Raw genomic sequence first — 12,333 nt, 5'->3', positions numbered from 1 at the left:
AGCGGTCCCGCAAGTTGTCAGGTCACTGGATTCCGCACTAGGGTCACCACGCCTTGGTGCTCGGGAAATCGGTGTGATGCCGGTGCGGCCCTCGCCACTGTGATCGGGAAGTCCGGCTCCAGCCCTCGCGGCAGCCACTGGGCGCAACACGCGCCCGGGAAGGCGGAGTCCGGTCGGTACGACCCGTCAGCCAGGAGACCGGCCAAGGCACGTTGTCCATCCACGAGGTGCTGGAGAGGGTCTGCTTAGCCATGCACATAGCCGAGGGTTTTCTCCCGCCGGCGCACGCGATCGCCTGGGGCGTAGCGTCCGCGCCGTTTGTCGTCCACGGAGTCCGCTCCCTCACCCGTGAGGTCAAGGAACACCCGGAGAGCACCCTGCTCCTGGGCGCGTCCGGAGCATTCACCTTTGTCCTTTCCGCACTGAAGATCCCGTCCGTCACCGGCAGTTGCTCGCACCCGACGGGCACCGGGCTCGGCGCGATCCTCTTCCGGCCGCCGATCATGGCCGTGCTCGGCACCATCACGCTGCTGTTCCAGGCGCTGCTGCTCGCCCACGGCGGGCTCACCACCCTGGGCGCCAACGTGTTCTCCATGGCGATCGTCGGGCCATGGGCCGGATACGCCGTCTACCGGCTCCTGAAGCGGTACGACGTGCCGCTCATGGTGGCGGTGTTCTTCGGCGCGTTCGTCGCCGACCTGTCCACGTACTGCGTCACCAGCGTCCAGCTCGCCCTGGCGTTCCCGGACCCCGGCAGCGGATTCCTGGGTGCCCTCGGCAAGTTCGGCGGCATCTTCGCCGTCACGCAGATCCCCCTCGCGGTCAGCGAGGGACTGCTCACCGTCGTGGTGATGCGGCTGCTCGTGCAGTCGAGCAAGGGCGAGCTCACGCGGCTCGGCGTGCTGCTCCAGGGCAAGAAGCCGTCCGTGCAGGCGGACACCGGCAGCAAGACGACGGACGCCGACAGCAAGACGGACACCGACAGCAAGACGGAGACCGAGACGGGGGCCAGCGCCTGATGAGCCGGAACGCGAAGATCAACACCCTGCTCCTCCTCATCGTCGCCGCGCTGGCCGTGCTGCCGCTGGCCCTCGGACTCGGCGACGACGAGAAGGAGCCGTTCGCCGGGGCCGACGCCCAGGCCGAGACCGCGATCACCGAGATCGAGCCGGATTACGAGCCCTGGTTCTCGCCGCTGTACGAACCCCCGTCCGGGGAGATCGAGTCGGCGCTCTTCGCGCTGCAGGCGGCGCTCGGCGCGGGCGTCCTCGCCTACTACTTCGGTCTGCGCAAGGGGCGCCGTCAGGGCGCCGAGGCGGCGCGGGCCGAGGCGGCGCGCACCGATCCAGCCGTCGCGGAGCAGGCCGTCGACGAGGAGCACACCCGGGCCGGGACCGGGCAGGTCTGACCCGGCGTGCTGCCCATCGACGCGGCGGCGCACAGCAGTCGCTGGCGCCGCCGCCATCCCGTGGACAAAGCCGTGCTCGGGCTCGGCCTCACGATCCTTGCCGTCTCCCTGCCGCCCTGGCCGGGGGCCGTCCTGGTCCTGGTCGCCGCGCTCGCCGTGCTGCTCGGGCCCGCCGCCGTGCCGCCGCGCAAACTGTGGCGCGCCTACCGCGTGCCCCTGGGCTTCTGCGTCACCGGCGCCCTGACGCTGCTCGTCCAACTGGGCGGGTCCGAGGGCTTCGTCACGCTCGCCGACGGCGGCCCCGAGCGGGCGGGCGGACTGCTCCTGCGCACGTCGGCGGCCTCGCTCGGCGTCCTCCTCTTCGCCTTCACCACCCCCATGTCGGATCTGCTGCCCCGCCTGGTGAAGGCAGGCGTACCGGCGCCGGTGGTCGACGTGGCTCTGGTCATGTACCGGATGAGCTTCCTGCTCCTCGACTCCATGAGCCGGATCCGGCAGGCGCAGGCCGCGCGGCTCGGCCACACCACCCGGGCCGCCACCTGGCGTTCCCTCGGCGGTCTCGGTGCCACCGCGTTCGTGCGGGCCTTCGACCGGGCGAGCCGCCTGCAGGCCGGTCTCGCCGGACGCGGGTACGACGGGACCCTGCGGGTGCTCGTGCCCGACGCCCGGATCTCGCGGCCCTTCGTGGCCGCGAGCGCCGCGCTCCTCGTGGGCCTCGCGGCCCTCACCCTCGTACTGGAAAGGGTTCTGCCATGAGCGAGCCGAGCGGGTCCCTGGTCGCTCTGCGCGCCGCTTCCTACGCGTACGAGGACGGGCCCACCGTCCTCAGCGGCCTGGACTTCGACGTCACCGAGGGGCGCGCGCTCGCGCTGCTCGGGCGCAACGGCAGCGGCAAGACCACCCTCATGCGGCTGCTGAGCGGCGGACTCCGCCCGGACCAGGGCGGATTGACCCTGGGGGACGCCCCGGTGACGTACGACCGCAAGGGGCTCACGCGGCTGCGCACCACCGTCCAGCTGGTGGTGCAGGACCCGGACGACCAGCTTTTCGCCGCTTCCGTCGAACAGGACGTGTCCTTCGGGCCGTTGAACCTGGGGCTCACGGACACCGAGGTGCGCGGCCGGGTCGCCGAGGCGCTCGCCGCGCTCGACATCAGCGCCCTGGCGGACCGCCCCACTCATCTGCTCTCCTACGGCCAGCGCAAGCGCACGGCCATCGCGGGAGCCGTGGCGATGCGACCCCGGGTCCTGATCCTCGACGAGCCGACCGCGGGGCTCGACCCCGACGGCCAGGAACGCCTCCTGACCACTCTGCAGGGCCTGCGGGACGCGGGAACGACCGTGGTGATGGCCACTCACGACGTGGACCTGGCCCTGCGCTGGGCCGACGACGCGGCCCTGCTCACCCCCACGGGAGTACGCACCGGGCCGGTCGCGGAGATGCTCGCCCACCGCGAACTCCTGGCGCAGGCGGGCCTTCGCCTGCCCTGGGGGATCGCCGTCACGGAGCTGCTGCGGACCAAGGGCCTGCTGGCCGAGGTGGGCGACGGGCCGCGCACCCCCGAGGAGTTGGCGGCACTGACGGCATCGGCGCTGCCCGGCGCGTCAGCCGGCTGACGCGCCCGCGGCCCGGGTGCGGGCCGGCAGCAGCGTCACGGCGAGCAGCGGGATCGCGGCGAGCACCAGCCACGGCACCCACGGCGCGAGCCCCGCGTCGAGGAGCGAGCCGGTCACGGCGCTGCCCGCCAGGACGATCAGGCCGGAGACCGACGACAGCGCCCCGGTGTAGAGGCCGAGCCTGCCGTCGGGCGTGAGATCCGGGACCCAGGCCCGGGCGGCCGGGGCGACCAGCATCTGGCCGAGGGTGAGCAGGACGACGAACCCGGCGGCGGGCAGCAGCCCCGCCACGCCGGTCCAGGCGGCCGGTCGCGCGACGGCCACGACGGCAAACCCGACGGAGATGAGCACGAGCCCCGCCGCCATCGAGCGGCGCTCGTCGAGGCGCCTCGTCGCCCAGTGGGTGACCGGGAGCTGGGTGGTCACCACCAGGAGGGAGGAGAGGGCGAAGAGCCAGGCGATCGGCGCCTGCGAACCGGCCGTACGCTCCACCTCGTCCGGCAGGGCGAGATAGAGCTGGTTGTACGCCAGGAGATAGGCGCCGTAGGCACAGCAGACCGCCAAAAACCGGCGGTTGCGCACCAGTTCGCCCACGCCTCCCCGTACGCGGATCTTCTCCCGCCCCGGGATGCGCTGCGGCAGCAGCCACAGGTGCCCGGAAAGGACGAGGACGAAGACCCCGGCCCCGGCCAGACATACGGTGCGGAAGTCGACGGAGAGCAGCAGCGCGCCGATGAGCGGACCGAGGAACGCGCCCGCCTGGCCCGCCACGGTCAGCAGGGCCAGGACGCGGGTGCGCGGGCCGCGGCCCGACTCCTCCCAGAGCACCGCCTGCCGGGCGACCTCGGACTCCACGGCGGGGGAGAACAGGGCGGCGGCGAACCCGATCAGGAGCACCGCGCCGATGACCGACCAGGTCTGGTGCGCGTAGCCGAGCCAGGCGAAGCCGGCGATCCGCAGCAGGCAGCCGGTGAGCACCACCGGCCGCACGCCGTACCGGTCGGTCAGGGCACCGCCCACGACGAAGAGCCCCTGCTGGCTGAAGGTCCGCAGGCCGAGCACCAGGCCGACCAGCCAGCCCGCCATGCCGATCGCCGCGCCCAGGTGCTCGGCCAGGAACGGCAGGACCGCGAAGAAGCCGATGTTGAAGGCGAGTTGGGTCAGGATCAGCAGGCGAAGGAGGGGTGAGAGGTGCGGCCAGGTCCGTTCGCGGCGTGGGCGCTCGGCGGGCCGGAGCCGCGTGAGCAGGGACAGTTGACGTCGATCGCTCACCGGGCTGCCGTCCCTGCCGTACTCAACTCCCGCTTCGAGGGCGACGTTTCGGGCGTGAGGGCCGGCTCGGAGGGCCGGCGTCGACGCCGTACCCACCCAGGAATCGGCACTCCGCCCGCCGCTGTCACAGCCAGGGCACCCAGGAGGGCGAGCGCGGCCGCCGGGGCGAGCAGGGCCCAGGGGGCACGTTCGGCGTAGGGCTGGTTCTCGGCGAGCAGCAGGCCCCACTCGGGGGACGGCGGCTGGGCGCCGAGGCCGAGGAAGCCGAGGGCGGCCAGGGCCAGCGCGACGGCGGGCAGCCGCAGGAGTGCGTGGCGGGTGACGGGCGGCAGGACCGCGGGCAGCAGATGGTGCCGCAGCTGGTGGCGGCGCCCCGCCCCCAGGCTCCGGGTCGCCGTCAGGTGCAGGGTGGCGCGTTCCTGGAGGAGCAGGGCGGCGGTGTGGGCGGCCAGCGGGACCCAGGCGACGGCGGCCACGGCGATCGCGGGGGTGGCGGCTCCGCTGCCCGCGACACCGGCGACGAGGAGTCCCGCGAGCGTCGGCGGTATCGCGTTGAGCGTGTCGAGCAGCGGGCCGGAGAAGCGCGGCAGAAGCCCGAGCAGGATGCCTGCCACCAGGGCGAAGGCGCTGATCCCCAGGGCCAGCGCAAGGGTGTGCAGCGCGCCGTGCCCGACCCGCGCCAGGACGTCGCGGCCCAGGGCGTCGGTGCCGAACGGGTGTGCCAGAGACGGCGCCTGGAGGCGGGCCGCGGTGTCCAGGGCGAGGGGGTCCCGGGCCAGGCTGAAGAGGATGACGCCCAGCAGTGCCCCGCCGTACAGCAAGGGCAGCCGGCTGGGCGCGGGCGGCGCCGGAAGATGCAGTGTCGGCAGGGCCCCGTCCCGCAGCGCCGGACCGCTCACCAGCCGCGACACGAGGCGGAAGAGGCCGCCCGCCACGGTGGCGAGCAGGACGAGCGCGAGGGTTCCGGCCTGGAGGACGGGCAGATCCTGCGCCACCGCGGCCTGCAGCGTGGAGCGGCCGAGCCCGGGAATGTCGAAGATCTGCTCCACGGCGACTGCGCCACCGGTCAGACCCACGAGGAAGAGGCCGAGGTTCGGCAGGAGGCCGGGCAGGCAGCGGCGCAGCGCCTGGCGCGCGATGCGTCCGCTCGGAATGCCGCGGGCGGCGGCCGCCCGCGTCCACGGTTCGGCGAAGGCGCCGGGCAGCAGGTCGTCGATGAGCCGGCCGAGCAGTGCCCCGGCGGGAAGCCCGAGCGAGAGCGCGGGCAGCACGAGCCACTGGGGTCCGTACCAGCCGAGGGCGGGCAGCCAGCCCAGATGGACGCCGACCACGGTGGCGAGCACCGAGGCGGCCAGGAATTCGGGCATCGCGGCGACGACCGCGGCCCCGCCACCGGAGGTGCGGCGCCCCGCGAGCCGGCGGCGGGAGCCGAGCCACAGGGTGCGCGAGCACACCGCGCCCGCCATCACGACGGCCACCACCAGCGCCGCCGACATGAGCAGCAACGAGACGCCCAGGGCCTGCACCACGGAGGGCAGCACCGCTTCCCCGGAGATCCACGACCGTCCGGCATCCCCGTGCAGAAGCCCACCCGTCCACTGGCCGAGCAGCCGCAACGGGCCCTGGTCCAGGCCGAGTTCACCGCGGACGGCCGCGAGGACCTCGGGGGTGGGGGTGCGTTCCGCCGCCCGCGCCTTGAGCACGGTGAGCGCCGGGTCGGTGCGGGACAGCCAGGGCAACAGGCCGATCAGGCACAGCAGCGCCGCGGCGAGAACCACGCGCCACAGCAGCACCGGTCCGCCGGTACGGGCGAGGCTCCTGCGCATGCCGCCTCAGCGCCTGGTGCCGGCGGCGACCAGCGTCCGCTCGTACGGGTCGAGGATCTCGCCGCGCACGGAGTCGCCGACGCCCGTGATGATCCGCTGGTGGACCAGCGGCACGACGGCGTCGGTGCCGAGGATCGCGGCCTCGGCGGCCATGGCCGCGTCCTGCCGCTTCGCGGTGTCGGTCGTGTTCTCGGCCTTCCGCACGGCCTTGTCGACCGAGGTGTCGCACAGTTGCGAGAGGTTGTAGCTGCCGTCGCAGGTGTAGTCGCTGGCGAGGACCGACACGGGGTCGCCGGTGTCGAGCATGGTGTTGCGGGCGCCGACGAACGCGTCGAACTTCCCGGCCAGGGCGTCGCCCTCGATGCGCGAGGACTCGCGCACCTCCAGGGTCACCTTGAAACCGGCCTTCTGCAGCTGCTGCTTGAGCACCTGCGCGACCTCGGGGAGCTCGGGCCGGTTGTCGTACGTGCCCAGGGTGATGGACTTCCCGCCGGGTGCCTTCGCCTCCGCCTGGTCCTTCGGCTTGCCGCGCTTTCCGTCGGCCCAGGTCAGGGCGGGGCCGAAGATGCCCTTGCCGGTGTCGGCGTGGCCCTCGTAGACGTCCTTGGCGAGCGCGGAGGTGTCGATCGCGGCGCGGGCCGCGGCGCGCAGGCCGGGGTCCTTGAAGGCGCCCTTCTCCGTGTTGAGCTGGAGGGCCGTGGTGCGTGCCGTGGCGGTCTCGCGTCCGTGGCCCTTGTCGAGGGAGGCCGCCTGGGAGACGGGGACGGCCTCGGCGATGTCCACGTCGCCGGTGCGCAGGGCGTTGGTGCGCGCGGTGCCGTCGGCGATGAACCTGGCGTCGACGCCGGACGCCTGGGCGCGGCCGCCCCAGTAGTCGTCGAAGCGGTCGAGGGTGGCCGCGGTGGCGCCGGTGGTCTTCGTGAGCTCGAAGGGGCCGGTGGCGGTGCCGACCGGGCTGACCTTGTCGCCCTTCGCGTACGCCTTGGGGGAGAGCACGGCCAGGCCGGGGCTCGACAGGCGCAGGGGGAGCGCGGGGTCGGGGTCGGCGGTGGTGATCCGGACGCGGTCGTCGCCGACGGCCTTGGCGGTGAGGGCTGCTCCCGACAGGGCGGCGGTGACGGGCTTGGCCTTGCCCGCGTGGGTGAGGGCGGAGGCGACGGCGGACGGGGTGACGCGGCTGCCGTCCTGGAAGCCGGCCTGGCGCAGGGTGAACAGCCAGCTGCGGTCGTTCTCCTGCTGCCAGGACGCGGCGAGCGCGGGGGCGGCGGCGCCGTTCGCGTCCAGCTTGGTCAGGCCCTCGGTGACGCCGAGGCGGCTGAGGAGGGTGGCGTCGGCGCCGTACGGGGAGAAGTTCTCCGAGGGAGGGAAGGCCAGCGCGATCTTGAGGCGGGCGCCTTCCGCGGAGTCGCCGGACGCGTCGTCCTTGGCGGCGAAACAGCCGGTGAGCAGGGGAGCGACGAGCAGGCCGGCTGTGAGGGGACGGCGGCGGACGGAGCGCATGGTCCTCGTTCTCGGGGTGGAGTGGGTCCTGAAGTGCGGTGGCAGCCACGAAGACTACATGACAACCATTTCCATTAATGCGGCCGGGTCGCGGAGAGCGGGGGCTATGGCTGCATGGGCACTTCGAAGTGCACGACTCGTGACCCGTCGGATTCCTCGCGCTCGTCGTGCACCACTTTCCCCATGGAGCGCCAGAAGCCCTCGGCGCCGGTGACCGCGGGGTCGGTGTGCAGATAGACGGACCGGTAGCCGCCATCCGCCGAGGCGAAGCCGAGCAGCTCGCCGACAAGGCGCCGGGCGAGACCGCGGCGTCGGTGCTCGGCCCGCACGTAGACGCGCCGCAGCTGCGCCGTCTCCCCGGAGGGGAAGCGTTCGGCGATCCAGCGCGGGTTCGGCGGGTGCGCGGGGCCGCGGGAGTCGAGGGCGGCGGTCGCCGCGACCGTCCCGTCCCGCTCGTCCACCGCGACGAGCAACGTGTGGCGGACGGGTCTCAGGTACGCGGAGTCGAGGTCGATGATGTCGCCGTGCCAGCGCGGCACGTACCCCGTGCCGAAGTCGTGGTAGACGGTGTCGAGCATGACGGCTCGTGCGGCGCCGAGGTCATCGGCGGTGGCCGTCCTGATGCGGTATTCAAGCACTTGCACATCCTAAGCATTAAGCCGATATGGCCTGCCACCAGCGGTATTGCCGACCGTTCGAACCGCCCACGCGAGCAACGTTGCATGACCATGCGAAGTCATGCATACTCTTCCTATGTCCAAGGTCCTCACCTCCCTCCCCACCGGCGAGCGCGTCGGCATTGCCTTCTCCGGCGGTCTCGACACCTCGGTCGCCGTCGCCTGGATGCGTGACAAGGGCGCAGTGCCCTGCACGTACACCGCCGACATCGGCCAGTACGACGAGCCCGACATCGCCTCCGTGCCCGGCCGCGCCTCGGCGTACGGCGCCGAGATCACCCGACTCGTCGACTGCCGCGAGGCGCTGGTCGAGGAAGGGCTCGCGGCACTCGCGTGCGGCGCCTTCCACATCAGGTCGGGCGGGCGTCCGTACTTCAACACCACGCCGCTGGGCCGCGCCGTGACCGGCACGCTCCTGGTGCGGGCGATGCTGGAGGACGGGGTGCAGATCTGGGGCGACGGCTCCACGTTCAAGGGCAACGACATCGAGCGGTTCTACCGGTACGGGCTGCTCGCCAACCCGCACCTGCGGATCTACAAGCCCTGGCTGGACGCGGACTTCGTCACGGAGCTCGGCGGCCGCAAGGAGATGTCGGAGTGGCTGCTCGCGCACGAGCTGCCCTACCGGGACTCGACGGAGAAGGCGTACTCCACGGACGCCAACATCTGGGGCGCCACGCACGAGGCCAAGACGCTCGAGCACCTGGACACCGGGCTCGAGACCGTCGACCCGATCATGGGCGTGAAGTTCTGGGACCCCTCGGTGGAGATCGACGCGGAGGACGTGACGATCGGCTTCGACCAGGGCCGCCCGGTCACCATCAACGGCAAGGAATTCGCCTCCTCGGTGGACCTCGTCATGGAGGCCAACGCGATCGGCGGCCGGCACGGCCTCGGCATGTCCGACCAGATCGAGAACCGGATCATCGAGGCCAAGAGCCGCGGCATCTACGAGGCGCCCGGCATGGCGCTCCTGCACATCGCCTACGAGCGCCTGGTCAACGCGATCCACAACGAGGACACGCTGGCCGCGTACCACAACGAGGGCCGGCGCCTCGGCCGGCTGATGTACGAGGGCCGCTGGCTGGACCCGCAGGCGCTGATGATCCGCGAGTCGCTGCAGCGCTGGGTCGGCACGGCCGTCACCGGTGAGGTGACGGTGCGGCTGCGGCGCGGCGAGGACTACTCGATCCTCGACACCACGGGCCCGGCGTTCAGCTACCACCCGGACAAGCTCTCCATGGAGCGGACCGAGGACTCGGCGTTCGGCCCGGTGGACCGGATCGGCCAGCTCACCATGCGGAACCTCGACATCGCCGACTCCCGCGCGCGCCTTGAGCAGTACGCGGGCCTGGGCCTCGTCGGCTCCGGCCACCCGACGCCGATCGGCGCCGCGCAGGCGGCCTCGACCGGTCTGATCGGCGCCATGGACGGCGGCGGCGCGGAGGCGATCGCCTCACGCGGTGAGACCACGGACGAGGAGTCGATGCTGGACCGTGCCGCGATGGAGTCCGGCACGGACTGACACGGCTCTGGTCGTACGAAGGTGATCAGTGGGCCCCGGCGGATGACGACTGCCGGGGCCCTCTGCTGTCTGCTGTCAGCGGCTTTCGGTCACGTCAGGCAGTGGCTGCCGTGCGGTCGGCGCGGACCACGCCGAAGGCGTCCGCCATGCGCAGCGCCGCCTCCAGGTCGCCGTTCACTTCTATGACCTGGGCGCTGGCCGCGTCCTCCAGCGGCAGGGAGCCCGCGCCCAGTTGCAGCAGGGTGCCCAGATCGGTGACGAGTGTCGCGGCGGCGTCCGGCGCGGGGCCCAGGCCCGTCTCGACGGTGCCGTCGTCGACGCGGGCGTGGAAGACGAGATCGCCGATCACCCACTCGTAGGTCTCGCGTACGCCGAGGGCGTGGTCGGGGCGGAACGAGGCCCCGACGGCTCCGACGATGCCGTGCCGCCCGCCGGTCGCCTCGGGGTGTGCGCCGAGGATGGCGATCACCCGTGCGGCGGCCGTGCGTTCCCCCTGGAGCCGGGCGAGGCCGCGCGCGACGGCGTCCTCGATGTCGACGAGGCGGGCACCGACGGCCAGGAACGTCCCGAGGTCGGTCGTGATGGAACAGACGGGGTCCGTGGCGCCGCCGTTGCGGATGTCGAGCACGCCGTCGTCGACGCGCAGGTGGAACGTGTCGCCGTCGACCCGGAACTCGTACGTCTCCCGCAGGCCGCGGGCCTGTTCCGGCCGGAAGCTGGCGCGCAGGCAGCCGAGCACCCAGCTGAGCCGGAAGGTGTCGCCGGGCCGGGGAGCGGCCGGCAGCCGCATGCCCCAGCGGGTCAGCTCGTCGAGCACCGGGCGCATGGCGGCGCCGAGTTCGGTCAGTTCGTAGACCGTCGAGGAGGCCGGTGGCGGCAGCTCGGCCTGGCTGATGACGTCCGCATCGCGCAGGGCGCGCAGCCGCTCGGCCAGGACGTCGGGGCCGATGCCGGGCAGTCCGGCGACGAGGTCGGTGTAGTGCCGGGGCCCGAGCAGCAGCTCGCGCACGATGAGCAGGGACCACCGGCCGCCGACGACGTCCAGGGCGCGCGCCGCCGGACAGGACTGGTCATAGCTGCGTGTCATGCGGGCCGTGCCGCCTTCCCCCGTGGATGGCTGAGTTTTTGATGGTACTCGCCAACTCTCGTGTTTCCGCGGCTTCTTGGGGCCGGACCGGGCGGGACCGGCGACGCGACAGACGCGTATTCAATGTCCCGGTGGGTCACATGTCTCATTGGGACATTCCGAGGAGTACAGTCGGAGGCGAGGGGGACAGCAGGCGCACAGCACGAGCCGAGAACGAGAAGAGGCATCCCAGATGTCAGCGCAAGAAGGCCCCGACAGCCCCGACATGCCCGCCGAGATGAAGGCCGTCCAGTACCGGAGCGTCGGCTCCGCTCCCGAGGTCGTCACCGTCCCGCGCCCGGAGCCGGGCCCCGGCCAGGTCCTCCTGAAGGTCACCGCCGCGGGCGTGTGCCACTCCGACATCGCGGTGATGAGCTGGCCCGCGGAGGCGCTGACCTTCCCGCTGCCGCTGACCCTCGGCCACGAGGGCGCGGGGACCGTGGCCGCGCTGGGCGACGGCGTGACCGGCTTCGAGATCGGCGACTCCGTGGCCGTCTACGGACCGTGGGGCTGCGGAGCCTGCCTGATGTGCTCGCAGGGCAAGGAGAACTACTGCTCGCGCGCCGCGGAGCTCGGCATCCTGCCGCCCGGACTCGGGGCGCCCGGGGCCATCGCCGAGTACATGATCGTGGACAACACGCGTCACCTGGTCCCGCTCGGCGGCCTCGACCCCGTGACCGCGGTGCCGCTCACCGACGCGGGCCTGACCCCGTACCACGCGATCAAGACCTCCCTGCCCAAGCTGACCCCCGGCAGCACCGCCGTGGTCATCGGCACCGGCGGCCTGGGACACGTCGCGATCCAGTTGCTGCGGGCGCTGACCCCGGCGCGGGTGATCGCCCTCGACGTCACCGACGGGAAGCTGCGCCTCGCCCACCAGGTCGGCGCCCACGAGACCGTTCTGTCGGACGAGCACGCGGCGACGAGGGTCCGTGAACTGACCGGCGGTCTCGGCGCGCAGGCGGTGTTCGACTTCGTCGGCGCACCGCCCACCGTCGCCACGGCGACCGCCTGCGCGGCGGTCGAGGCGGACGTCACCATCGTCGGCATCGGCGGCGGGGCCGCGGCCGTCGGCTTCGGCACGACCCCGTACGACGCGGCGGTCCGCGCCCCGTACTGGGGCAGCAGGTCCGAACTGATCGAGGTCCTCGACCTGGCCCGTTCCGGCGCGATCGACGTGCATGTGGAGACGTACGCGCTTCAGGACGCGCCCAAGGCGTACGAGCACCTGCACGAGGGACGGATCGACGGCCGGGCGGTCATCCTGCCCAACGGCTGACCCCGTACGGCGACGCACGACGTGGGGCCCGGGGCGAAAGCGGCGACCCGCTCGGCGCGCTGCGCGGCGGTGAGGCGGACGTGCTGTTCACCTGCCTGCCCGTC

Annotated in this window: 11 protein-coding genes and 1 riboswitch; of the genes, 6 read left to right on the top strand and 5 right to left on the bottom strand. The window is 72.7% G+C overall.

Annotated features, from left to right (window positions below; all coding sequences use genetic code 11):
* Window positions 1-37: 37 nt before the first annotated feature.
* A riboswitch (cobalamin riboswitch) is annotated at window positions 38-222 on the top strand.
* 29 nt (window positions 223-251) lie between these two features.
* The 4 genes from AB0I66_RS09575 to AB0I66_RS09560 are packed head-to-tail and all read left to right on the top strand — an operon-like array spanning window position 252 to window position 3,024.
* A complete protein-coding gene (locus AB0I66_RS09575) occupies window positions 252-1,019 on the top strand; it encodes an energy-coupling factor ABC transporter permease (protein ID WP_363207195.1) in 768 nt (255 codons plus the stop codon).
* Window positions 1,019-1,408, top strand: a complete 390-nt coding sequence (locus AB0I66_RS09570) for an energy-coupling factor ABC transporter substrate-binding protein (RefSeq protein WP_363207194.1) — start codon at window positions 1,019-1,021, stop codon at window positions 1,406-1,408. Before AB0I66_RS09575 ends, AB0I66_RS09570 begins: the two co-directional genes overlap by 1 nt.
* Window positions 1,409-1,414: 6 nt before the next feature.
* Complete coding sequence (gene cbiQ / locus AB0I66_RS09565) at window positions 1,415-2,164, top strand: cobalt ECF transporter T component CbiQ (protein WP_363207193.1); 750 nt, start codon at window positions 1,415-1,417, stop codon at window positions 2,162-2,164.
* Window positions 2,161-3,024 (top strand): ATP-binding cassette domain-containing protein, encoded by an 864-nt coding sequence (locus tag AB0I66_RS09560; RefSeq protein WP_363207192.1) that lies wholly within the window; start codon window positions 2,161-2,163, stop codon window positions 3,022-3,024. The genes cbiQ and AB0I66_RS09560 overlap by 4 nt, the downstream gene beginning before the upstream one ends.
* Here AB0I66_RS09560 and AB0I66_RS09555 read toward each other — a convergent pair.
* From AB0I66_RS09555 to AB0I66_RS09540, 4 genes are all read right to left on the bottom strand, one after another.
* Entirely contained in the window at window positions 3,013-4,197 is a 1,185-nt protein-coding gene (locus AB0I66_RS09555) for an MFS transporter (RefSeq protein WP_363207855.1), read from the bottom strand. The two genes, AB0I66_RS09560 and AB0I66_RS09555, sit on opposite strands and share 12 nt — an antisense overlap.
* 95 nt (window positions 4,198-4,292) lie before the next feature.
* Window positions 4,293-6,122 carry an ABC transporter permease subunit gene (locus AB0I66_RS09550; RefSeq protein WP_363207191.1) on the bottom strand — a complete coding sequence of 610 codons (1,830 nt, stop codon included), beginning with the start codon at window positions 6,120-6,122 and terminating at the stop codon, window positions 4,293-4,295.
* A gap of 6 nt (window positions 6,123-6,128) precedes the next feature.
* Window positions 6,129-7,622, bottom strand: coding sequence for an ABC transporter substrate-binding protein (locus AB0I66_RS09545; RefSeq protein WP_363207190.1), 1,494 nt, complete (start codon window positions 7,620-7,622; stop codon window positions 6,129-6,131).
* A 104-nt stretch (window positions 7,623-7,726) separates the two neighbouring features.
* A complete protein-coding gene (locus AB0I66_RS09540; protein WP_363207189.1) occupies window positions 7,727-8,260 on the bottom strand; it encodes a GNAT family N-acetyltransferase in 534 nt (177 codons plus the stop codon).
* Window positions 8,261-8,375: 115 nt separating this feature from the next.
* On the opposite strand from AB0I66_RS09540, the gene argG reads away from it, so the two are divergent.
* A complete protein-coding gene (argG, locus tag AB0I66_RS09535; RefSeq protein WP_363207854.1) occupies window positions 8,376-9,824 on the top strand; it encodes an argininosuccinate synthase in 1,449 nt (482 codons plus the stop codon).
* Between the two features lie 94 nt (window positions 9,825-9,918).
* Here argG and AB0I66_RS09530 read toward each other — a convergent pair whose 3' ends face one another.
* Window positions 9,919-10,911 (bottom strand): helix-turn-helix domain-containing protein, encoded by a 993-nt coding sequence (locus AB0I66_RS09530; RefSeq protein ID WP_363207188.1) that lies wholly within the window; start codon window positions 10,909-10,911, stop codon window positions 9,919-9,921.
* A gap of 277 nt (window positions 10,912-11,188) precedes the next feature.
* On the opposite strand from AB0I66_RS09530, the gene AB0I66_RS09525 reads away from it, so the two are divergent.
* Complete coding sequence (locus AB0I66_RS09525) at window positions 11,189-12,229, top strand: NAD(P)-dependent alcohol dehydrogenase (RefSeq protein ID WP_363207853.1); 1,041 nt, start codon at window positions 11,189-11,191, stop codon at window positions 12,227-12,229.
* The last annotated feature ends 104 nt before the right edge of the window (window positions 12,230-12,333 follow it).

Origin of the sequence: Streptomyces sp. NPDC050439 (genome assembly GCF_040655335.1) — a bacterium.
Taxonomy (GTDB): domain Bacteria; phylum Actinomycetota; class Actinomycetes; order Streptomycetales; family Streptomycetaceae; genus Streptomyces.
Note: the sequence above shows the minus strand (reverse complement) of the source record. Positions and strands in the feature narration are given on the sequence as shown.